The organism is secondary endosymbiont of Heteropsylla cubana, from assembly GCF_000287355.1.
Taxonomy (GTDB): domain Bacteria; phylum Pseudomonadota; class Gammaproteobacteria; order Enterobacterales; family Enterobacteriaceae.
Map to the genome: position 1 here is coordinate 503,486 of NC_018420.1, position 26,602 is coordinate 530,087.

Consider the following 26,602-nt stretch of genomic DNA (forward strand, 5'->3'; position numbering starts at 1 on the left):
TTTTCTTTGACAGAACGAGATTCTATAGGATAAAAATTTAGTAAAGTCTTGTTTTATTAAAAGATGTTTGTATATTTCTCGATACTATTTTGATGAAATAAGTAGTGTCTTATTTAGTATTTGCAGATTGACATGCAGAAGATATAATTTTTTCACTAAATAGTTTTTTTTGATATAAGTTTTAGGGTATACATCTGAGTGGAGTGTAGTTTGCTGCACCTATAAGGCAAAGTGTTTAATTTACATATAAATGTTATTAAGAGGTATTTAATGAAACGTGCGGTGATTACCGGCATCGGAATCTTGTCAAGCATCGGTAACGATAAAAAAGAAGTCTTATCTTCGTTACAAACAGGTCGTTCTGGGATTACATTTTCTCAGGAATTAAAAGATTCTGGTATGCGTACTCATGTATGGGGGAATATTAAACTTAATACTACTGGGTTGATTGATCGCAAAATAGCACGTTTTATGAGTGATGCTTCTATATATGCTTTTTTATCAATGGAACAAGCGATTGCAGACGCTGGTTTAACTCCAAATATGGTTTCTAACGATCGTACTGGTTTAATTGTTGGATCTGGAGGTGGTTCGCCACGAAATCAAGTTGCTGGATCTGATGGTATGCGCGCTCGTGGTTTGCGTGGTGTAGGACCCTATATGGTTACTAAGGCGATGGCGTCTGGAATTTCGGCATGTTTAGCGATTCCCTTTAAAATCAGGGGTGTTAATTATTCTATTAGCTCTGCTTGTGCAACATCTGCACATTGTATAGGTAATGCAGTGGAAATGATCCAGTTAGGTAAACAAGATGTAGTTTTTGCTGGTGGAGGTGAAGAGTTGTGTTGGGAAATGGCTTGCGAATTCGATGCAATGGGTGCTTTGTCTACTCGATACAATGAGACACCAAGTAAAGCTTCTCGGACCTATGATATCCATCGTGATGGATTCGTTATAGCAGGAGGGGGTGGTATCATTGTAGTCGAAGAACTGCAGCATGCTCTTGATCATGGAGCTCATATTTATGCTGAAATTATTGGTTACGGAGCCACTTCTGATGGAAAAGATATGGTCACCCCTTCGGGTGAAGGAGCAATCCGTTGTATGAAGATGGCATTAAATGGTATCGATGATCCTGTAGATTATATAAACGTACATGGGACTTCTACACAGATTGGTGATGTTAAAGAACTGTGGGCTATTCGAGAAACTTTTGGGGATCAAAATCCAGCACTATCTTCTACGAAGGCGATGAGTGGACATGCGCTGGGTGCTGCCGGTGTGCATGAAGCTATTTTTTCTTTATTAATGTTAGAACATGGATTTATTGCACCAAGCATTAATATAGACCAACTTGATCCGCAGGCTGAAGGTATGAATATTATCAGGAAGCCAACACGTTATCCATTACATACAGTTATGAGTAATAGTTTTGGTTTTGGTGGAACGAATGCAACCCTTGTAATGCGAAAATATAGTTAACTTGTATTATTTGGTTAAATATTTTTGAAAAAACTTATTTTTGTTCATATATTGTGTGCATATAAATAATAATATGAAATTAATTCATGTTTAGTCGTTTTTATTTAATAAGCATAACAATCGATGATTTTTTTTATTTTTACTTACCAAAAAAATGGATGCATCATTTTGAATTTAATGAATATGCAGTTAAAAAAAATTTTATTTTTTATAATATGATTATATTAGCATTAATTTTAGTATAACTATTTTATTTATAGGTGTTTTTAACTTCATCATGTATATGGTAAACCAATAATTTTATATATATAATTAATGTTATAATATATATAAAAATTTATTAGTAAAAATTTAAAAGTTATAAACAAAACATTGAATTCTACTGTATGTTAATTGGGTTAATTATCATAATTCTATTAATTGACAATATTTGGTATACTTAAAAAGGTGATTCTTTATTTTTTAGGATGAGCGTCTTATTTGAGGTATTTATTTGCTACGTGATATAGATTTATATTGGTTATTTAGAATAGTCTTAAGTGAAATCTAGATATTTAACATAAGATCATTTTATGATTGAAAATCTTTTGTTAAATAATTCGATTAATTTAATTAATTACTCTAAACAAGAATAGTGGATTCGCTGTTTTTGTTTAAAAGATCAATCGGTGTGTAGAAAAAAATATCTCACGACATATTTTCAGATATATCTTACAGAAATATTTCTTATAGTTTGATTTTACTTTTTATTTTTTATCTTCAAAGTTCCAACTTTTTATTTAATTACTTAATAAGTAATCTAATTACAGATAGATTTCATATTTTATGAATTAGTATTGTTAGAAGAGTAGATTATATTAAATATTTGAGTCGAAAATGAAATAAAGACTTATCGGGTTAAAATAGAGTAAAATTTAATAAATAAAATAACGTTTTTATAATATGAAGTGCTTTCTAATGGTATAGAAGTGATAGTGTTAAAAACAAGAAATTATTTTTTGTGCATATTGAGCTATTAATGATTTTTATTAATTAATAGGTGCATCAAACGCATATTAATTTGTTATGTAAATATTTTTAACTATATAAAAAGTTTCATTTTTTCAATAAAGATATTTTGATTTATATAGAATAATTGTTTTAAGGTTAATATTATAATAATTCAGTGTATTATGAAAATACATCAGGTCATGTCGATCTTAAATGAGATAAGAACATCTTTCTTGTTACAAAAAAAAGATAACAATTATCATATTTATTTCATAGATAAATAATTTTATTTCTTATTTAAAACAACATTACGAGAGATTTCTCTAGCACCGTTTTCTAAAAACATTCAGGTTACAAGAGAAATCATCGATGTTGCATCTTATTTTTCTCTAAAATTTGTTATAGATACATATAAATTTATATGGTTTAGATTTATTTCTTATCTTGCAAAAATAATTTCATATTACAAGATTATTTTAGATGTTAATTTATCTGTTAAAAGATTTTTTTTATCACGTATATACATAATAGGTTTAATAAATTTATGTAGTTTTTATTGTTCTTTAATTAAAACATATTAATGGTGATCTTAGTTATCTATGAGAGTTTTTCTAAGAACATTAGCAAATTAGTTAATGTTTTCACACCTAATCCTGTAGCGCCAACAGACCACTGAGATGATGAAATTTTACGGTAGGTGGCAGAGCAATCAACATGTATCCAACCCTGACGATAATTTTTTATGAAATGTGATAAAAATGCAGCAGCAGTACTAGCTGAAGCATTGCTTTCGCTATTAGCGACATTACTCAAATCAGCAAAACTGGATTGTAGGTGATTACGGTGAAACTCTGCTAAAGGTAAACGCCAGAAAAGTTCGCCTTCTTCATGCGCGCTTTTTAGTAGTTGAGACGCTAGATTATCATCGAAGCTAAAAAAGGCATGATAATCATCTCCTAATGCGGTTTTTGCGGCTCCGGTTAAAGTAGCACAATCGATAACAATTCGTGAGTTTACTAAACTAGCATCAATAAGTCCATCAGCTAATATTAAACGCCCTTCAGCGTCTGTATTCATAACTTCAACGGATTTTCCGTTACGAAAACGAATTATATCACCTAATTTTAAAGCGTTGCCGCTGACCATATTATCAGCACAGCATAAAATGAGTCGTACTCGTTTTTTAAGGCCACGTTGAATGGCTAGTGCTAATGCACCTGTTAGAGTGGCAGCCCCACCCATATCTGATTTCATGGATTCCATGAAATGGTTTGTTTTAAGGCTATAACCACCTGTATCAAAAGTTATTCCTTTTCCTACTAGACAGGCCATTATAGATTCTTCTTTATTGCCAGTAGGATTGTAATCAAGAGTTAAAAGTACCGGTTGGCGATTAGAACTGCATCCAACGGAATGTAGTCCAGTATAGTGATTAGACACTAATTCATCGATGTTCATGATATTATAGTTAATAGCATAGTCGGCTATGCCAGAGAGCATGCTCAAAGCACATTCTACCAATTCTTTTGGTCCGAGTTCATTTGCTGGAAGATTAATGGTATTACGAACCCAGTCAATGATTTTCATTTGTGCATTGAATGTTTTATTGTCTATTTCAGATAACTTAGGTAAAATTAAATGTTGTCCTCCTTTAGGGTTGCGGTAACCTTGCCAAAATGTCCAGCATCGTGTTAAATCCCATTCTTTTCCTACTAACGCAATCTGTCTTATACCTAGAGTGTCGATTGTGCGTCCTGCTTCTTGAATGTGGATTAGTGGGTCGCGAGTTGTTAAATGAATAGTCATTCCACTATTGTCGGCGCTTAATAATGCTTTTTTACCACCCCAATGGGGGCTAGCGCATGTGCTAGATAAAGTGAGTTGCATTGCTTTTGTCATAAGGTTCCTATATTAGAGATTAGTGAGGGTTGTTGCATTTCTATAATGTATTAAATAAAATGTTCATCAAATAATTATAGATAAATATTAATTTATTTTAACTAATTTATCTTAAATTGCAGTCATTTTTTTTTAATTTTAAATCTGGAACGAATAATGTGATTTTTTGTTGAAGATTGCGTTTTATAAACACTGAATTATCTTTGGTTATATATAAATATATCGGATTTCTTTTTCTTCTTCAAATAACGTTATTTTATGTATTGTAAAATGGTAATTTTAGATAATTATAAATTACTTTAAACTAGATATCATTTAATGAGCGTTTATTAATTGATATGTCATGTATGATTAAAATCAATACTGCTCAATAAACATTGTATTATAATGTAATTATTTTTATTAATATTTGTATTTTATAAGGGTTTGTTTGCTTTAATGGGAGCTTAATAGTAGTTAATGTTTTGTTTGAATGTATTGCGGAAAAAATCATTTTTTTTTGAGTTATTTTTTTAATGATATATTTCAATGTTTTAGTTTAGATAAAGCACTGTTATATAATGTTGTAGAAAGTTTTTGAGACATCTGATGGATTAGATTAATAAGATTTATCGTTAATTTCCTAATCGATATTAGTGTATTTGTGTATTGCAATATTTCTATCATACTTAATTTTAAATAAATAATTAATAATTAATTACGTTAATATATTTCTTTATATTTCTTTAAAAAATATTTAATATTTTTTTATTTAGTAGGCAGGTATATATTTTATATTAGAGAGGGATATTTTATTATTGACTTAAGTTTTATTCGGTAGGGTTGTCTGGTTAAGAAGTTAAATTTTTAATCTGTTATGTAGACTATATTAAAACTACATGTAATAAATTCGTGAGACTGTAAATAAAGAGCTATAATAAATTTTTTAGAAAAACGTTTTTAATGTTTGTATGTTAAGTAGTTTTTATATTAAGTGATAAAGTATAGTGAGTGATGATATTAAAATATTGTTGCGATTGTAGTAGTATTACAGACAAGAAATCTTTGCGTATTGCTAATTAGTTTTTAGTGACATTAAAAATATTTTCAAAAAAAATAATAAACTATAATCAAAATGTTTTTTTGTCTTGTAAGATAAAGATTTAGATTAAAGTTTAATAGCTGTAATATTGAATAGAATTAGATCGTTATGGAGGTGTATAGAGATTATAATTTTAGTTTTAAATGTTGTTGTTATTAATTATTTTTTTATATCTTATTAAGATAGCTTGTTTATATAAAAAGATACAATATTCTTAATAAGAAAGTGCATTTATTAAGAAATAAAATACTTCCTGATAAACATATTTTTAATATTTTTAAAACTTTTACTAAAGATATAAATTAAATTTAAATGATTTAATTATTGAACATTAGATAAAACGTTTAAATTCCTTTTTTAATTTAAATATAAAGCACATCATGATAAGTACTATTATACACGAAATAAAGGTGTAATAAAATTTATACGTACAACTATAGATAAATTCATACATGTCATGTTTTGTAATGACTATCCTGCAAGATAATTTACTCTCCCTTAAATTGGGTTGATATAGAAAGATTATAGTCAATATAATATTGACGTACTCTAGAACACAAACAGTACGTACAATGCTGTATTGTACAGTAAGGTATAGACAAATTATCTGTATAAGCAAGATAACAAGAATTAACTAATAATCCATATGATATTATTCATTTAATTGATCAGTAAAGAACTACTACTTTTATTAAAAAATTAGTATCTCTGTAATAAGTTACAGTGTTTATCGCTACTAAATGTTCTGCTAAAAGGATCACGCATTATTTTCATACTTTTATAATAACTTTTTAAGGCAGGTTTATTGGTAGTTGATAACAATTTAAGATTATAATGATATATTTTTTTTAAAAAATACTTTTAGAGATATAGGATAAGATCCATATTACATCACCTATCAATGACGATTTAAATTTATTCATGTTAGTATTGAATACTTTTCTGAAAATATTAGCGTTTCTTTGCAATAAGAGGGAGTCTCGTAGAGAATAATTTGTAACTGGTGGAACGAAAACGATTCAGCGCGAAAACATTTGTGAAAAATTGACTATTGATCTACGCGTATTTTTTTATTTATTATGAATAATGATCACTTTAACAGCTTTTCTTAGCTAACATTCTATCGTCTTTTTAAGACGGAATATAGTAGATATTTTAAGTTTTACTGTATTTCTGATTTTGTTTTATAATTTCATTATAGTTTTTAGAAGAAAGTTTTTATCTACTAACTAATTTTTCAGTTGAATTACAAGCTCTCGTTATTATTGACGCTTATAGATAGTTCTTAAAGCAAAAAAATTAAAAAATTCTGACTCTGATAATTGGGGCATGTTTAATTCAACAAGATATATATTTTGCTTAGTTTTATGTTAAGTGGTTTATGTATTTCTAAAGTTGATAACATGAAAGGTGATATTAGGATTATTTTTAATTGATAAACAAAGGTTTATGTGAATCGTGCACAAATATCATAGTTTTTTTATATAACGTTTAAATTCAGATGAGATTTAGTGATAGAAGATGCGTACTAAATGCATTTTAAATTCCAATAATAACGTAATTTAATATTACGATCAAGAAAGTAAATTTGCTTGCCTGGAACAAGTTAGTTGATAGAATAAATGTATTTTTTTGTGCCTTCCGGAAGAAGAAGTGTTCAACTTTGCTTTAATCCTATAAATTATTAAATTTAATGAGATGTATGTAATAATTTAATAAGGAAGCTATATAATATAAAGCTATTTAGCATGTTTATAGTTGTATTGGGTGGAATTAAATTTATTTCGCTGAATAATTTATAGTAATTAATTGATAAAAGTAGATAATAAATTGCTTCCATAATTATTAGGTTATACTAATAACCTAGTTATTAAAATAAAAATTATTTAAGTGATAGCTTATTTTCATTATAACTTTATAATTGTTTTAATTAAATTGATGTGAATGATAGATAATAGTATAATTGTTAATGTGTATACATAAAAATATTATTATTTTTAATATTATTAATATGGTTTCTTTAAAAAATAAATTTAATCTTTAACTATACTTTAATATCGTGGATGAGAGTTTCTCGGTAGAGAAATTAAATTTAAAAAAAAATATTAGATTAGTTCAATTTTAATATAATATATAAAATATTAGCTTTTCATAATTTTATTAAATAAGTTTATAAGTTTTTGTATAGTTTTACAATAAAGTAGTAAAAATCTTAGTATCTTTTGTTATTTAAATATATCTGATATATTTATTAATTCGATAAAACCTTAATTAAAAAGTACAGAGTATTTGGTAATTCTTCTTAAGAAAACTTATTTTAAGAGATAGGTTTATATTATTCAGAAACTCAATAAGTTATTCTGTTTAAGCAAAGAGACAAATACTTAAAAAAATATTTAGCTTGTTTAACAACATTATGTTTAGTGGTTCACTAGATTTAATTTTATGGATTTAAGAATTCAAGAAGTGATATTAGATTACTAATATTAGAAAAACTATTTTAAAAACTATTTGTTAACTACATTTTTATCATCTCCTGTTATATTCTCGTTATCGTTTCACAAGAACGTTGATTTTTTTTCGTTTTTTATGAGTGGACGTTGATTAAATCAATTTTATATTCCTACCTATTCAGGGTAGGGCATACCGACATATATTTTGTTAAAAATTGCTAATGCTGTTTTATATTTCAAGCATGGTTACTTTATGTTACTAAAATTCTTTAGAAGTTTTTATTTACATAAAACAGCTAACCTCTAAATGTTAGAAATGTGAATTAAAATAATTTTAGGTACAGATAAACTCTGTAATCGTTATGGTGTGGAGTCCATTATCTCTAGATATTTTTATGATTCGATAAATAGTTTTTTAGTTAAATAGTTGAATGCTATTAAAATTTATTAAATCATTTTATATGTTTTAAACATAGATTGTTATGTTTAATAAAATCATCTTGTTTAATAGCATTAATTAAAAGCTCGATTTTTTTCAATAAGGCGCTGTTAAACAATGCGACATAAGAGATTTATATGACATGTAACATATGACGAAGAATCATTCGTGATTAATCTATGTTCTTAATAGTTTATTTCTCTGATTTTTTTTGAAAATGTTTAGTTAACTAAGAAGTAATCTCTACTCTATATGCATTTAATATAATAAATAATATTAAAAATATTCAATAATCATAGATTTTTTTAGCTCGTATTCATTGTCGTCTTGTTTTTAGGAAGGCTATATTTTTGTAAAAATATTTATTTAATCTGTTTTTTTCTATCACCAATAATAACTTTAAGCACGCCTATCTTTAAGGGTGCAGGCATGTGATTAATTTTATTCGGGTGGGGGTTCTGGTCTTATAACCTACAAATAAAAAAGCATATGAATAAAGAGTATGATTTTACAATAAAGCTTATTGCTTTAAAAATATAGTATAGCAATTTTAAATTGATTGCGATTTGTAATAAGTAAGAGTTAAGTAGATATCGTGATAGGGTTTAGATAGTGTTAATCTTGCTTTCGAGAAGTGGGGGAAATAAAACTTTTCGTAATTCATGTGCTTATGAGTGTAGAGTTGGCTTTGACTAGATAATTGGTGATATGAAGTTTTTCCCCTAGGTTTGTGGATGTTTTATTTTTTTTATATTATCAAAAATAAATCCCAGATTTCTACTAAATAAATTAGTGTTTAATTTTATTTTACTAAACATTATACATTAAGTTTGCAAACAAGCTCTTTTAGTCGAGGGTTATTGTTTTGGGCAAGAAAAAGATACATAGTGATACTGCATTCCCTAATATAGTCAACACTAACTAAAAAAAATATAATAATTAAAAAAAGGGTGGAGCGAAGCGTATGCTGTTCTTTTTGATAGAAGGGGTAGAGATGTTATGTAGTTATATTTGTTTACAAGTTATCATATAAAACCCAAGAAAACAAAGATCAGAGCTAACCATCATTTTTTTAGAGAGGAGCATTATTAATAATTAGAACTAATCAGACAACTGAAAGAAAAAGATCAACTAACTTTTTTTGGCTTATTTGTTTTGTAGAATTTATTTTTATCTTAAGATTTTTAAGAGGCTATTATAATTGGTAATCAAACTAAATGTATCCAGAGATTAATATGGTTTTATCTTGTGATATTGTTTTTCTAATTTTAAAAAAAATTCTTAAGATGTACTACCGAGAAGGTGAAATCAGGGTGCATCAAGTGAATTTGTGGTTGGTAACATCCATTAGATGTAAGTGTTTTTTTTTATTAATTTCCATGATTTTATTTTATCATTTTAACAGATTATTGCTTAAATAGTTTGATTATTGTACTTATTAATGTCGGCATCATCGTTTATGTCTTCTATTTCTTATAACTAAGTATTTGGTAAACTAATTTTTGTTGGCTATAGCTCGGATTTATCGCTGTGGTAGTTATTATATTTAGTCATAGATCAAACTGCTTTCATGGCTTATCCTTATCATTATTTTTTTTAGGATGTGTTCGTAAGGCACTATGACTTATGGAAACTAGTTTTTTACTTTTAAGAAGGCGCTTGTATCGTCAATATGATTTATACCACCAAATGTAGTTTTATCCCGAGATAGGAAAGAAGTTTTTTTTGCAATTTTTTTATAAATTTATATCGTTATATTGATTCTATCTGGCTTAAATCGATGTATTTAATTTTGATAAGTATTTTTGACCAGAAAGGATTATTATGTCAATTTTAGAGTAATATACTTAGAGCGCAATTTTTTTAAGTTATGAATAAGGTGGAGTTTTTTTATATTGTTTTTTTATCTGATATTAGTAACGAGATTACTTTATATAAGAAAATGAGAGCATCTTAATAGAGTAATAAAAAATTAGGATCATAATTGTGGATGGTCGCAATAGTTTTTTTTTGTTCTAATTATATGCCTTTGTTTAGGTCGTTAGTTGTTTTTAGTATCTGTATTAATTTTTTATAATTTGTTATTTTTGAGTTTTACTATAAGATTAAAACTGGGAAGAAGGATACAAGCTACTACTATAAAACTTAATATTTATTAAAATTTTAGTTATGATTTTGGTATGATTGAAGCAATTTTATTTTAAAAGTTCCAGTAGTCTCTTGTTTGTGAGTTAGTGGTATTAAATCAACGATAAGTTGGCTTGTTTCCTGTTCGGCATTCAGATTGTAATGTATTGGTATTCTTCCAAGAAGATATTTTGTAAAAGAACAAGCAATATTCTATAATAATATTACCTTTTTTCTTTTTTATTACAACCATTGTTGGCTGTTTTATTGGTGGTTTTAATGCCTATTTAGAGGAGTACTTATTAAGTAACTACATTATAAAATGCGGTATTTACATTATTATTTATCTTGACATATTTTAGTTTTTGTCTTCATTGATTACTGATATACGTTGGTAGAGTGATCGAGAATTATGATTACATTTTATGGGTGTAGAAGAACTCAGGTCTCAATTATGAATGTCATGCTAATTTTAGCAATATCATTTATCGTGTTAACAATTGGTTTTTTTAGGATTAAACCATCTTAGATCATCGTTTTCCGTATTATTTGTATTTTTTGATTAATGTATTAATGGCATTGTCCCTGTGTACGTGACCTATCAGAGAGCTTGATCTTAGATTTAATTCAATTTTATGTTCAATGATGTTTTGCGTTTAATATAAATGGTCTGAATAGTGTTTAAGTATTAGTGAAATGATGCGTGTTGCGCTATTTAATGGAACTAGTTTTAAGTTTTTCCTATATCTCTCCTAATAGTAGTAATAAATTTTTGTCCATAGTGTTTTTTTCGAGGATTTTCATGTTTTTTTTACTTGATCTTTTCTAGAAAAACGAAACCTATCCTAGTGAAGATGTTACTGTAATCACTATAATTTTGTTATTTTTTTGTTTATTTGTACTTTTTTGTGAAAATTTAGATTAAAAATAATAATACTTTTTTATAAAATCAAGTTATATATTGCGTCGATCTACTCAGTTTAATCTTCAGATTTATTTTGAATAAAAGTGGGTATAACTTGACTTGATTGGTTCCGGTAAAAATACGCTATTCAATTTAGGTATAGGTTGTTATACCGATGTGGAGATATATTGTGTTTGAGCAATATTATCCATAAGAACCTTGCTTCGGAAAGCTCTCTTGTTTCTATATTTTTTTCCGAGAGAAAAATTTTTCTCCTTATCTAAGGAGAAGGGAAAATATTAGGTTTAGCTTACGCTTTAGTTGAAGACTTATATCTGTTTAATATTCTTAATATAAAGGAGATTGCGAAGCAAGTTGGATCTAGTATCTATTTTTAATTTCTTTTCTTCTGTGATTCTGTTAGGCAACGGATGTGCCTCGGGCTAACGTATTAATTGGTTTACTAACAATATACTTAATGAGTTTTTATTCGCGCTTAATCCTGATTTATATATATCGATATAGTAAAATTTTTTTGATAAGGTTGGTGCTATACATCACTTAACATTGTTAATAGTAATCCATGATTTAGATGAATGCTATTTAATTCACGCCTCGCACTTACTAGTTAATTTACTAAATGGTTATATTCATTATGATGAAGCAACTTTATTTTTATCCATCCGGGACTTTCTAGCAGCATCAATATTAAGTATGTATTTTAAGGTTATAAAGCGGCGCTATTAGTTATTTAAAATTTTGCCTCAAAAAGCCTAACTAATTAAGATCTTTTGTGGTATATGATAGTTTTCAGTTAACGATAAATTGTTTAGATATGAATATCAGTTTATAATTATACTTATAGATTTTTTAATGTGTTACATAAATCAGCATTCAAGATTATTTTTAAGGTTATAGTGATAATATATATACTTATTAGACATCTATATTGGATTATTTTATCTAAATTTAGGGATGAATCTTTCATTAATGAAAGATTTTTATTAAATTCTTGCTAATAGCGATAAAATTGATATAATTCTAATTCTTATAAAATTTAGCAAAAATAATCTGTAATATAAATTTTAATAAAAAATCATAATTTAAAAAATAAAAAAAAGCTTGACTTTATAAAAGAAAAAAGTATTATTAAAAAAGAAGTCGAAACAATACAGAAATATCAAGTATGCTCTTTAATAATTTGTTAAATAATTTGTGTGGGCACTCAGAAGACACTATCAAACATTAAAAAATTTAATAAAAAACTAAATATTTGTAACTAAAATTTTTAGTTTTGACAAAAAACCAACTTAAATTGAAGAGTTTGATCATGGCTCAGATTGAACGCTAGCGATAGGCTTAACACATGCAAGTCGAGCGGCAACGAAGTTCTATATAATAGAATTGGCGGCAAGCGGCGAACGGGTGAGTAATGTCTGGGGATCTACCTAATGGAGGGGGACAACTACTGGAAACGGTAGCTAATACCGCATAATGTCGAAAGACCAAAGTGGGGGACCCCTACAGGCCTCGCGCCATTAGATGAACCCAGATGGGATTAGCTAGTAGGTAAGGTAATGGCTTACCTAGGCAACAATCCCTAGCTGGTCTGAGAGGATGACCAGCCACACTGGAACTGAGACACGGTCCAGACTCCTACGGGAGGCAGCAGTGGGGAATATTGCACAATGGGGGAAACCCTGATGCAGCCATGTCGCGTGTGTGAAGAAGGCCTTCGGGTTGTAAAGCACTTTCAGCAGGAAAGAAAACAGCACTGTTAATAGTAGTGTTGGTTGACGTTACCTGAAAAAGAAGCACCGGCTAACTCCGTGCCAGCAGCCGCGGTAATACGGAGGGTGCAAGCGTTAATCGGAATTACTGGGCGTAAAGCGTACGTAGGCGGTTTTTTAAGTCAGATGTGAAATCCCTAGGCTTAACCTAGGAACTGCATTTGAAACTGATAAGCTAGAGTCTCGTAGAGGGGGGTAGAATTCCAGGTGTAGCGGTGAAATGCGTAGAGATCTGGAAGAATACCGGTGGCGAAGGCGGCCCCCTGGACGAAAACTGACGCTCAGGTACGAAAGCGTGGGGAGCAAACAGGATTAGATACCCTGGTAGTCCACGCCGTAAACGATGTCGATTTGAAGGTCGTAATCTTGAGTTGTGGCTTTCGAAGCTAACGCGTTAAATCGACCGCCTGGGGAGTACGACCGCAAGGTTAAAACTCAAATGAATTGACGGGGGCCCGCACAAGCGGTGGAGCATGTGGTTTAATTCGATGCAACGCGAAGAACCTTACCTACTCTTGACATCCAGAGAAATTGACAGAGATGTCTTTGTGCCTTCGGGAACTCTGAGACAGGTGCTGCATGGCTGTCGTCAGCTCGTGTTGTGAAATGTTGGGTTAAGTCCCGCAACGAGCGCAACCCTTATCCTTTTTTGCCAGCGATTCGGTCGGGAACTCAAAGGAGACTGCCGGTGATAAACCGGAGGAAGGTGGGGATGACGTCAAGTCATCATGGCCCTTACGAGTAGGGCTACACACGTGCTACAATGGTGTATACAAAGGGAAGCGACCTTGCGAGAGTTAGCGGATCTCACAAAGTACATCGTAGTCCGGATTGGAGTCTGCAACTCGACTCCATGAAGTCGGAATCGCTAGTAATCGTGGATCAGAATGCCACGGTGAATACGTTCCCGGGCCTTGTACACACCGCCCGTCACACCATGGGAGTGGGTTGCAAAAGAAGTGAGTTGCTTAACCCGTTTGGGAGGGCGCTTACCACTTTGTGGTTCATGACTGGGGTGAAGTCGTAACAAGGTAACCGTAGGGGAACCTGCGGTTGGATCACCTCCTTATTGATATGATGTGTCTGATGACGTGTCCACACAAATTATTTAACAAAATTAGATATTTAATATTACTGGCATCAATTATGCCTTTTTGTCCCCTTCGTCTAGTGGTAAGGACATCGCCCTTTCACGGCGGTAACAGGGGTTCGAGCCCCCTAGGGGACACTATCTTTTTAAAATATTATAAATTTAATAAAATTATTTATTATAAATACACCTAATATATAAAAACAAATAATCCAGTGGAATTATTTTAGAAAAAAAATATTACATTAATATTATTTTATCTTTCTTTAAAGAAAGAGGAATTTTTATTTTTATAATTGTTCGGTGCAAGATAACTACTTTTTAACTTGCACCGTTACTTTTTTTATTGAAATTTAATTCGTGGTCGAACAATCCGATTTATTTTATCAACTAATACAATAATAGCAGTTTTAATATATCCATGTAGTGCAATTTGATGCATACGAGAAATAAAAATATAAATAAAATAAGCAATATATCCTTTTATAATTAAAGGATTAAGTTTACGATTTATACTCAGACTTCCAATTGTTCCAAAGCGTGATAATGATATAATAGAACCATGATCATAGTATTTATAAGATTTTAAAGGTTTTTTATACAAAAGAGACAAAATGTTCTTATAAGTGCAAGTAGCCATCTGATGTGCAGCTTGAGCTCGAGGTGGAACCGTTCTTCCAGTTGGAAGTGTACATGAAGCGCAATCGCCAATAGCAAAAATAGCTGAGTCGCGCGTAGTTTGTAACGTTGAACTAACTAAACACTGATTGATAGAATTTGTTTCTAAACCAGCTATGTTTTTCATACAATTTGAGACTTTAATACCTGCAGACCATACCATCAAGTCAGATTGAATATATTCACCATTTTTAGTATATAAACCATTAGACGTTACGTTCATAACTGTTGTATTTATTAATATTTTTATTCCTAGTGTTGTTAGTTTTTTATGCACACTTGAAGAAACTTTTAAGGGTAAGGTTGGTAAAATATGGGTTCCTGCTTCAATTAATGTGACTTTTAACACCTGATCTCTAAGCGTTTTGAACCCATAATTACGTAATTGCTTGACCATGTTATGTAGTTCAGCAGATAATTCAACACCTGTCGCTCCGCCTCCAACAATAGCAACATTTATTTCTTTTGTATCAATAGGTTGAGTAGAAAATTTTAAAAATAAATTTAACATTTCTTTACGAAATTGTTTTGCTTTATGGTGAGAGTCGAGAGAAACGCAATGTTCTTTAACACCATTTGTACCGAAATCGTTTGATAGACTGCCCACTGCAAGCACTAAGATATCATAATCTAGATGTCGAGCTGGTATTAATATTCTACCTTTTTCGTCAAGAACTTCCTTCAAGAAGACTTGTTTAGTTTTACGATTCACATCCTTCATATAACCAATTTTAAATTGAAAATTATGATTTTGAGCGTGAGCCATATAGCTAATAGATTCTGTTGCTTCATCTAATGTACCGGAGGCTAGTTGATGCAGGCAAGGTTTCCATAAGTGATTATGGTTGCAATCCACCAATGTTACTATTGCTTTATGTCGTCGTTTAAGACGATTTCCTAAATTAGTTGCTAATTCTAAACCACCTGCACCACCACCAATAATAACAATATTTTTGAGTGATTTTGTCAAAATACCCCCCTTGCTTTTTAAATTCTCTGGTTTTTAAAAAAAACAATATATTGTCACCTATAATAGGTTTATATAGTAATGTCTCTTATGTAAGAGTATAAAATCATAAACTATACTAGTTAAATGGTAATTATAACTTATATTATAAGCTTTACATTAAAATGATTGTAAAAATTTTTAAAAAATTTTATAAATATTAATTTATGTAATCCTAAATTAAATGATTAAAAGCTTAGCTTTTAATCTGGTGTAATATTCCCGATAATACTGTTTAATTAATTGTGTATTTATATAAATAAAGTTTTTATTAGTTATAGACTCGTCTAAAATTTTTAAACGGGCTATAATTAATTATAGAAACTAATTTTTTAGCATTAATTTTAATAATAAGGAATTAATTCAAAAAATTTACATATTTTATATGTATAAAAAATTAAGTGAAACTAATATGCTTTAAAGCAATTTTTAATAAAATTATATTTTAAAGTTTTAAAAAAATATTTACGTTTTAGGTTATTAATGACAAGAGATGTAATATTGAGAAAAATTAAGAAGAATTATTCTTATTTAAATTATTTCTTTTTGATTAAAAATGAAGTTAAATATTGTAGATAAAATCTATATGAATTAAGTAGTGACGATTAATGTAGTTTGCTTAAGATGAAGAAATAAAAGACTTGTTATGTTGTTAAAATTGTTAAAAAATTATACAGGAGTAATCAATTACTCCCTGTTATTGCAATGTTTTTATTTTTTTTTAAAAATTTTACGAAATATAAATAAGAACTTCTAAAAAGAAATCAGATATTATAAAAATAATAATTTTATAAAAAATTAAGATTAATGATTTATTATTAGAAATTTAAAATTTTAAATTTCTAAGATTTAATCTTAAATAATTAACGATTAAATTCTACAAAATTAGATTTTATATTAAGCAAATATAGTGTACTTAAATTTTTATAATATAAAATTATATATTGATTATAAAGAGTTAATGTTTTAACAAAAATATATATATTCTATTTATATCTTATTTTTGAAATTACATATAACTAATACCATGTGTCATTTGATAATAAAATGCCGTATTAACTTGTTATTAATGTATATAAAACATTAATTTTATTCGTGATGTTAGTCTAATTAAGAACAAGTCGAATATTCAAATGCATGATGAAATTTAAAACTTAAGAAAAAATATTTTAAATAAAACAGAGCATTGAATTAGCAGATCGTTTATTTTAGTTGAAAAATAGGATTTATAATATAGTCTATATATTAATGTATTAAATCTTTTTTTTAAATTATTTCTTAAGATATACTATTGATCTGCAGATTTGATAGTTTGTAATGACAGTTAACTAAGGTTAATAAAAATCGGGTGGTTATTTTAACTAAATTCATTATAGATTAATAATTTATGTTGATTTAAATATTATATTAAGTTTCTAATATGTTTGTGATAGTTACTAGATATAGTTCTATTTATATTTATATAATCAATATTATTGACGTGATCAGGTTATTCGACCAAGTAAATTTATCATGAATATAAAAAAATATTTTATTATTAAATTTCAAATGAAAAAACAGTATATAAGATTTTTATTAAGATATGAAATACAAGAAATAATTTAAGTTATTTAATTGTTGTAATTAAAAATTTTTAATCAAAAATAAAAATTATGTTTTTATGACGGTGATGATTTTTCTCAAAAATTAATAGAGCTTTGTAAATAAATTCAGTCTTTTACCTAGAAATATAGCATGTTATTTGAGAAAACTAAAAGATAATTTCTTACTGAAGTATAACTAGCGTTGTTTTTAGATATTATTATTGAATAATGGTTAAGATATTTTTTTTAACTTGATATTACAAAATTTTTATTTATATTTTATTATTTAGTTTTATTTTAATTGTGTAATATTGTTAATATTATTAATGCTGTTATTTTTAATAAAAACGTATACCTTAAAAATAATTTTGTTGTTTATTTAATTTTAAGGTTATTATCAGGTTAGTTAATATGCAAGTTGCTTTGTATTGTTAGTTAAAATTTTTTAGCTAAGAGGAGCATAATTTTGTAAAAATACAAATTGACTTTTATTATTAGTGTTTATAAAAATATTTTTTATTAAATTTATTTCTATATTTAAACATAAGAGTTCAACATATACTTGACAATCAATACTTCGACTCAGAAAGAATAGCTCTATTAACCCCTATCACTAAATCTAGTTTATTATAAATGATATTACAGTGCGTTAATATACCAATTAGTATTGAATATCGAGGTTATATTTTTACCGGAAATCAAAAAGATGTTTTTTTAGAACAGTTTGAGATGGAAGGTATTTGTATTCCTTACTCTTGTCGTTCTGGATTTTGTGCTACCTGTAAAGTTAAAATATTATCCGGAAGTGCAGTATCGTTAACAGGGAAAATCACTGTTATTGCTCCTGCATCGATCTTGACGTGTACTTCTATTCCATGTGGTAATGTGCAATTAGAATAACTAGAGGATACGTTTGGAGTTTAATTCAAAACGGTAAGATTTTATTAAGAACATCAATTAATACAACGAATATATGCTTTGTAAGAAACATTTTTAATTATCTTTAATAATTACATTAGATTTTATATCTCATAATTTTCCATCAGTAAATGTAAAATGTTTTTTATATATATTTAATGCTGTATATTACACAATGTAATTTTTTATAAAAAATTAATATTAATTTTATTAAATTTTATAATTTGTTACAATAGTTAAAAGTTGCGTTCAATAAAAAAAATTTTAAAAATTTATTTTAAAGCATAACAGAAAAGATCTTTAATATCAGAAAATGCTTATAGTGATATTATAAATTTAATGAATCAACTAATTAAATTAAAAAAGTTTTAATAAAATAAGGAAGAAAATGTAAATGCGCAAAATTACATTGTGCAAAAAAAACGATATCTATAAAATAATGTAATTAAAATTAGAATAAATTTTTAATTTAGTTAAATTCATATGATATAAATACAATTTAGAACAACTTTCTTCACTTAATTTTAAAAAAAATGAAAGAAAATCTTTATAGATTTAAATAATAATTTGAGTTAAAATTTATTTCAATTGGCCCCTTAGCTCAGTGGTTAGAGCAAGCGACTCATAATCGTTTGGTCGCTGGTTCAAGTCCAGCAGGGGCCAGCATATTAAAAAAAATAAATTGATTGAAAATGTATCTAAAAGAGACTAAAAAAATGATTTTATAGCTTATAGCGTTTATTAAGAAAGATGGTCAAATCTACTTATTAAAATTTTAGTAATATTGGTTTCATACTAGTATGTTATGTATAAACTATTTATTAATTTATTTTTTTTGAGAACTTATTTAAAGAACTCAATATGAGATAATAACTTATTAGTATATATTTTAAATATATAATAGTATTTTATTAATGAACAATAAAAGTTAAGTAATTTTTTTTACTTCACAAACTGAAGTTATTTTCATTTAAAAAATAGTGAGAAAGAAAATATAATTCTTCACTACAATAAAATAATCAACTTCAAGTATTATAATTTCTTTATTTTTTTCAAAAATGTGACTGACAAGCAGTTTAAAAACTGATTTCATTAAATATTTTTTAAATAAAATATTTAAATATTTTATAAGTTCTATTGACAAACTATTACGATGATATCGTTTTATATGATTTAAATTAAAATAGTCATTTTAACTTATTACATTTTATTTATATCTATCTCTTTATAAAAAATTAAATTAATAATTTAATTATATTTTACGAACGTTTTTTATTTTTTATTTTCAAAAAAAATAGTTTTATGTATTTTTTTTTGAAATATAGATTTTAAATATTGCAATTATATACTAACAACTTAAACGCTTACAGAATTATTTATTTGTTTCTTGCTAAAAGTACTTTAATTAAAACTAGGTCAGATTTTATTTAAAATAAACTAACTGAGTTGTACATTAATAAATAAAAACATCCCACACATTCAACAAATTTTATTCTTCCTTAATACTAGTGCCTTATCCAGTGACGTCATTTTCGTTTATCTTTTTTATTTTAAAAAAATTTATTTTTTTTTGTTAAAATTCATTGTCTACTTAAAAGAGATATTTTATTAGACTTAATCGATTTTATTACTTTTATTTTTTTTAAAAGTATCTAAAAAAAATACAAAAATGCTTATCTAGTCAAAATAACTTAAATAAATGTTAATTGTTATTAACTTAACATTTAAATAATTAGTTTTTTTATAAGAATATTTTAAAAAAATACTTTTTTATAAACGATAAAAGTTTAAATAGGATAAATAACCTTAATGTAATATTGTTTTTTGAATTTAAAAGATTTTTAAAACATCTTATAATCAATAAATATGTATTTTTTTTAACAAAAACTAACTAATACGTAATCTAGTTTTTAACTCATTTAAGTATTTAGTGATATTCCAATTAGAAACCAACGAAAAAGAGTTTAATTTAAGTTTTATATAATTTAATCTTATTTAAAAATAAAAATAATCTGATAAGTTTATTTAAATTGTTTTTTAAAAAAAATAGTTTTTTTGACCAAAATAATTTTAATTGTAGTGATATGAATTGTGTGGTTATAAAAAAAATTAAAAACATGTGAGAGAGCAATAAAAATTGGGAGGATGTGTCGTTGTATCTAGAAAAGCAGATCATATGGTAAGTTTTGTTTTAGTTTGTTGATTCTCGATGATGCGTGTTGTGGAGATGACGTATTATTTATTGTTAAAATAACTTTTAAAGTGGGTTTTTTAATAAAAAACTTAATAATGCTTCTTAATACATATAAGATGCGTTAATGATAAATGAGTAATCAAATTTCTAAATAAAACATTATAATTATCTATGTATTAATAATATAGTTAGAGTTAAAATTTTATTAAGGTAAAATAATTAAGTCTAATACAACAACATTATCTATTGTGATCATTTTTTACTAGTGATAGAACTGTTATGTTCTAGTTGAACAAACTTATTTATATTGTATCAATCAATTTTAGTTACATTAAATATACAATACAACAAATAAAACATAAGAATTTAAAGTAAATAATTTTATTAATCATATTAGAAAGCCAAAAATCTTGACTCTAAAGAAATCAATAAGATTGAGGACTGATTGGTTTAATTATTTTTATATATTTAATAACATTATGCTATATTTAAAATCGACAAAAGAAAAGAAGAATGGCTAGATAAAATAAAAAAAATTGATCTAACATCCTTTTATAAGTAATTAGTTTTTTTATATTTTTTTGAAAACCAATAAATATAGTTACTGTTAAATAACATAATGTATAATTTTAATCTTATCTAGTAATATAAAAAAATAGGCATAGGTTTTTTATAAAACGATATATATAAAATATTGATTCATTCTTCATGAAAATCTTTTTCTTCTTCGAACTCTCAATGTGAAAAGCTTAAAATAAGAGGTATTATCATGGATATTATTAAGATGATGGATTTAGACTTGGTTGATAAACGTGTCTTTATTCGTTCGGATCTAAATGTGCCGATCAAAAATGGAAAAATTATGTCTGACTGGAGGATACGCGCCTCCCTGCCTACTATCGAATCTGCCTTACAAAAGGGAGGACGTGTGATGGTAACCTCGCATCTTGGTCGTCCAATAGAAGGAAAATATAATCCTGAATTTTCATTAGAACCAGTAGTAGATTATCTTAAAAAAAATCTTTCTATTCCAGTTGTTTTTTTTAAAGATTATCTTGATGGTGTCGATATTGCTGCAGGTGAGTTAGTTGTTCTAGAAAATGTTCGTTTTAATAAAGGTGAAAAGAAAAATGATAAAACTTTAGCAAGAAAGTATGCTGCATTATGCGACGTGTTTGTAATGGATGCATTTGGTAGTGCACATCGTGCTCAAGCATCTACCCACCTATTGGCTAAATTTTCACCTATTGCTTGTGCTGGCCCGCTATTATATCGCGAATTACATTCATTAAGAAAAGTTTTAAATAAACCAGCTAGACCGATGGTAGCTATCGTAGGTGGTTCAAAAATATCTACTAAGCTAAGTGTTTTAAACTCGATTGCAAAGGTTGCTGATTATATCATTGTCGGTGGAGGAATTGCTAATACTTTTCTTGCCGCAAATGGATGTAATGTCGGTAAATCACTATATGAAATAAATCTAATACCAGAAGCTAAACGCTTATTAGATAATAGTGCAATTCCTCTACCGACTGATGTGTGGGTAGCTAATGAATTTTCTGAAAATGCTTCTTCAACTTTAAAATCTATTAGCGAAATTCAAGATAATGATTATATTTTAGATTTAGGGAATAATTCTATTACTCAGTTAGTAACAATTTTAAAAAACGCTAAAACAATTTTATGGAACGGTCCAATAGGTGTGTTCGAATTTCCTAATTTTCGAAGAGGAACTGAAATTATAGCTCGAACTATTGCTGATAGTACGGCATTTTCTATTGCTGGGGGCGGGGATACTCTGGCGGCTATTGATCTATTTGGTATTGCAGATCGCATTAGTTATATTTCCACAGGTGGTGGCGCTTTTCTCGAATTCGTAGAAGGAAAGAAACTTCCTACAGTGATGATGTTAGAAAATCGTAGAAATTTATTTTGACAAATATATGAATGATATTTGTTGTTATTACGACCATTAAGAGGGGTATGAAGTTTAATGAAAGATCATTTTTCTATGATTGATTCCAGAGGAGAAAAGTAACATGTCTAAAATTTTAGATTTCTTAAAGCCAGGGGTAATCACTGGTGATGACGTTCAGAAAGTCTTTAAAATTGCAAGACAAAATAATTTTGCTCTTCCTGCTGTTAACTGTATAGGGACTGATTCTATCAACAGTGCACTGGAAGTGGCTGCTAAGGTACGTTCACCCATAATCATCCAATTTTCCAATGGTGGTGCTAATTTTATTGCTGGGAAAGGTATAAAGTCCACGAATCAGACTGCAGCTGTTTTAGGTGGAATATCAGGTGCGTTGCATGTACATCATATGGCTAAATATTATAATGCCTCTGTTATTCTCCATACAGACCATTGTGTTAAAAAAAATTTATCTTGGATAGATGGACTCTTGGATGCTGGAGAGAAACACTATGCCAGGACAGGAACAACATTATTTTCATCCCACATGATTGATTTATCTGAAGAACCACTAGAACAGAACATTGAAATAAGTGTAAAATATTTAACGCGCATGGTTAAATTGGGAATGACTCTAGAAGTTGAATTAGGCTGCACAGGAGGTGAGGAAGATGGGGTAGATAATAGCTACCTAGATAAATCAACTCTTTATACGAAACCTGAGGATGTTGCTTATGCTTATGAAAAATTAAGTCTTATTAGTTCTAATTTTATTATTGCTGCTGCGTTTGGCAACGTCCATGGTGTTTATAAAAAGGGTAATGTAGAATTAATTCCAACAATTTTAGATAATTCGCAAAAATATGTTGCAAAAAAGTTTAATTTACAAGAAAAACCTTTAAATTTAGTTTTTCACGGAGGATCCGGTTCTAGTTTAAAAGATATTCAAGAGGCTATTAAGTGTGGAGTGATTAAGATGAATATTGATACTGATATTCAATGGGCAACTTGGAAAGGTATAATGGAATACTATAAAATGAATGAAAGTTATATGCAGGCACAAATAGGAAATCCTGAAGGTGCTAATAAACCTAACAAGCAATTTTATGATCCACGGGCTTGGATTCGAGCTGCGCAAATTTCCACAATAACTTCGCTAGAGCAAGTTTTTAAAACATTAAATGCTGTTAATTTACTATAATTCTGAGTGTGTTCATAAAGCATGAATTCGGTATGCATATAGACGAATTCAAATTTCTTGAGAAAATATTTTTTAAATTATACATAATAAGTATGCTTCTTTTCGAAGAAGCTTAATTCTAGAAAACTATCAGTTTTAATAAATTATTTTATTGATTTATTAAATAAATATATTATTTTAATATAAATAATAAAAATTGTAATTTATGTATTATTAATAAATAGAACTACAATATATGTTTTATAAAAAATAATAATAGCTTAGTGTAGATTAGTGGCATTATTTTATTTTTAAAAGTTTTTTATCTATTTCTCCAGATGAAAATAAATGTTATTAAAAACTAAAGATAAGAATCAATATTGATATTGATCAGAAAAACTTAGTTGATAATGATATGTGTAGTAATACGAAATCTAAAAATGCTATTAAAGTATTTTTATGTATCTACGATATACTTTGATTGTTGAATTTTTAATAAGTGATCTCTTATAAAAACTAATAAATTATTTTTTTTATTTTATCAATTTTTTGACTTAAAAATAAAGCTAGTATTGTAAATATTAAATTTTCAGATTTTTTTAATAAAAAAAACTTTATTTAAATAATTATTTATAGTTTATAATATATCTATTTATATAGATATAAGTTAATTCTTTACGGTATTGGCTATATAATATTAAGAATAAATTATGTTCTTTATATTAAATTAAAATATTGATCGTGATTTAGAGAAGATGATTAATTAGACGGTCGACACGAATTCTTCGTAATCGACGAATAAGTTTACGTACTTTAACTGGATAATCAGCTATTTTTTCAAGTTCGGTAAAATGTTGAATTACCTTGGTGTAAGTTCGGATATGTTTCAGTTCTTGCTCACGCTGTAAGAGCAAATCCTGATTAGGATCATGGATAAGTAATGCATTTTCTAAATCAAGTCGCCAGGAACGTGGATTAAAATTATTTCCGGTAAGTAATTGCCACTTTTCGTCTATCCAAATCCCTTTTACATGGTAACTGTTTCTTTCATTTTTCCAAAGACGAATTATCATTTGTCCATTGTCTATATATTGTTGGAGACGATAAAGAAAATTACGTAAATTTATTTCATAAAAATAAGGGAGTGAACCGATAATCTTAAATGGTTGATCTGTGGGGATATAAAAGTCATTAGCAGTTTTATCCCCAACGATAATTTCTATTTTTTTACCAAGACGAAGTAATTTGATTAAATCACGAACTAATAATCTAGGTAAATTAAAATAAGGAGTGCATAGTATTAATGTATCGCAAGTGGAATTTAGTAGATGATGTATTGTTTGATTAAGTGGGTTTTTTTTTCCTAATCCAACTAAAGGAGTAACACTCAGCTCGTTTTGAGTTGCTTTACCTTGATGATGATAATAGGAATTACGTAGAGCTTGTCGAAGTAAACGGGCATTGTTTTTTATCTTAAGAATTTTTGAACAAGAAAAATTATTTAGACAGGTAACTGCCTGTGCGCTAAGCAATTTTTGTTTAATATAAGTTAGCAGTGTTTCTGCTAAAAGTGGATTATAGATGAAGTGGTATCGATCGTATCGATAATTGTTTTTTTGATGCAGATAAACATCGTTTAAGCTCGCCCCTGTATAAATTACCGTATTGTCGATAATAAACCCTTTTAAATGTAATACTCCAAGTGCTTCGCGAGTGTTGACTGGTACACCAAAAATTGGTAGGTCTACATCCGAATGCATTTGTGCCATTTGTCGGTACCATTTAGCGTTAGTGTGATCAGAAATAACTCCAATACGTCCGCGTTGTGCCCGATGCCAATCAACTAAAACAACTATATCTAGTGAGGGAACGTTACGTTTAGCAGTATACAGAGCTTCAAGGATTCGCTGACCACCTTGATCTTGTTCAACATACAAGGCAACTAGATAAATTCGTTGTTGAGCATCAGCAATTGATTTTATCATTGAAAGATAAAAATCTCGAGGAGTATAAAGTGTTTTAATATCAGTAATTGTTTGAGGGATCTTTGGTAATTGTGTTAAATATTTTTGGTGATTATTGTAGTTTAAAGGTAATAACATTATAGTAAAATTATTCTCTTATCAATAAAAATTATAATGACTTTGTTTGAAAAGCATTTATAGTATAAAACTATAACAACATTATTGATATTGACTTTAGTTAATTTTTCACTTATAACATTACATGTTAGTTTAAAGTTTTATTTGTTTATTGTTTTGATAATCTAGTTATTCAAAATTATACATATTTGAACTGTTTTAATTATAAAAATTGGATCTTTATGCATTTCAACAACCTAATTTTATTAAGTTCTTTTAAAAGTTTCTTAGTATCAATTATTTAAATGAGATAATAAATCTAGTTTTTAACTATAAAAAGATCAAACAATAATTCTTTTAATTAACATCTGTTATAATCGATTTTATTTTAGGTAGTTATTATTGTAGTCAATAATCTGATTTTAAATGGTTTTATTGTAGTAGCAGATAACTAGATTATTAACGTATTTAAGGAAATAATGATATTTTTAATTATTTATTAATTGTATTAATTATTGTTATAAGTATTATAAATTAGGATAGATAAAACATAATACCTGACTTGTTATATAAGTAAGTAGAAAATTTTTTTAGTGTTAATTGTATTATTTCGTGGTTTATATAAAAAAATCGCATGTATTATATTATTATTGTCAAGTATATAGTTTTTTTAGGGACAAAATTTTTCATAAAAGATGTTATCACATTTTATGTAATTTTTTATAAAACAAAAAATCTTATCAATCTTATTCAAGTTTTTAGATGACTAAATTGTTTATAAAAATTTATACA

The 26,602-nt window shown here is 27.5% G+C and carries 7 protein-coding genes, 2 tRNA genes and 1 rRNA gene; 7 read left to right on the top strand and 3 right to left on the bottom strand.

All coding sequences use genetic code 11. The features are described from left to right. Nucleotides 1-270: 270 nt before the first annotated feature. A complete protein-coding gene (fabB, locus tag A35E_RS01240; protein WP_014888865.1) occupies nt 271-1,482 on the top strand; it encodes a beta-ketoacyl-ACP synthase I in 1,212 nt (403 codons plus the stop codon). Nucleotides 1,483-3,069: 1,587 nt separating this feature from the next. On the opposite strand, the gene pepB is transcribed toward fabB, so the two are convergent. Continuing rightward, nucleotides 3,070-4,371 (bottom strand): aminopeptidase PepB, encoded by a 1,302-nt coding sequence (pepB, locus tag A35E_RS01245; RefSeq protein WP_014888866.1) that lies wholly within the window; start codon nt 4,369-4,371, stop codon nt 3,070-3,072. An 8,316-nt stretch (nt 4,372-12,687) separates the two neighbouring features. On the opposite strand from pepB, the gene A35E_RS01250 reads away from it, so the two are divergent. Both A35E_RS01250 and A35E_RS01255 read left to right on the top strand, forming a co-directional pair. Further along, nucleotides 12,688-14,234: ribosomal RNA gene (locus A35E_RS01250) — 16S ribosomal RNA — on the top strand. An 87-nt stretch (nt 14,235-14,321) separates the two neighbouring features. After that, nucleotides 14,322-14,393 (top strand) — tRNA-Glu (locus A35E_RS01255). Nucleotides 14,394-14,598: 205 nt separating this feature from the next. On the opposite strand, the gene A35E_RS01260 is transcribed toward A35E_RS01255, so the two are convergent. Next, on the bottom strand, nt 14,599-15,903 hold the full coding sequence (locus A35E_RS01260) for an NAD(P)/FAD-dependent oxidoreductase (RefSeq protein WP_014888867.1): 1,305 nt from the start codon (nt 15,901-15,903) through the stop codon (nt 14,599-14,601). A gap of 2,252 nt (nt 15,904-18,155) precedes the next feature. Here A35E_RS01260 and A35E_RS01265 point away from each other — a divergent pair. The 4 genes from A35E_RS01265 to fbaA all read left to right on the top strand — a co-directional run bounded on the left by A35E_RS01265 (nt 18,156) and on the right by fbaA (nt 23,750). After that, nucleotides 18,156-18,422 carry a 2Fe-2S iron-sulfur cluster-binding protein gene (locus A35E_RS01265; RefSeq protein WP_014888868.1) on the top strand — a complete coding sequence of 89 codons (267 nt, stop codon included), beginning with the start codon at nt 18,156-18,158 and terminating at the stop codon, nt 18,420-18,422. A gap of 608 nt (nt 18,423-19,030) precedes the next feature. Further along, nucleotides 19,031-19,103: transfer RNA gene (locus A35E_RS01270), tRNA-Ile, on the top strand. A gap of 2,300 nt (nt 19,104-21,403) precedes the next feature. Beyond that, nucleotides 21,404-22,570, top strand: a complete 1,167-nt coding sequence (locus A35E_RS01275) for a phosphoglycerate kinase (RefSeq protein WP_014888869.1) — start codon at nt 21,404-21,406, stop codon at nt 22,568-22,570. Nucleotides 22,571-22,673: 103 nt separating this feature from the next. Then, nucleotides 22,674-23,750, top strand: coding sequence for a class II fructose-bisphosphate aldolase (gene fbaA / locus A35E_RS01280; RefSeq protein ID WP_014888870.1), 1,077 nt, complete (start codon nt 22,674-22,676; stop codon nt 23,748-23,750). A gap of 725 nt (nt 23,751-24,475) precedes the next feature. Here fbaA and pssA read toward each other — a convergent pair. Beyond that, nucleotides 24,476-25,831: a CDP-diacylglycerol--serine O-phosphatidyltransferase gene (gene pssA, locus A35E_RS01285; protein ID WP_014888871.1), complete on the bottom strand. Its 1,356-nt coding sequence runs from the start codon at nt 25,829-25,831 to the stop codon at nt 24,476-24,478. Between the last annotated feature and the right edge of the window lie 771 nt (nt 25,832-26,602).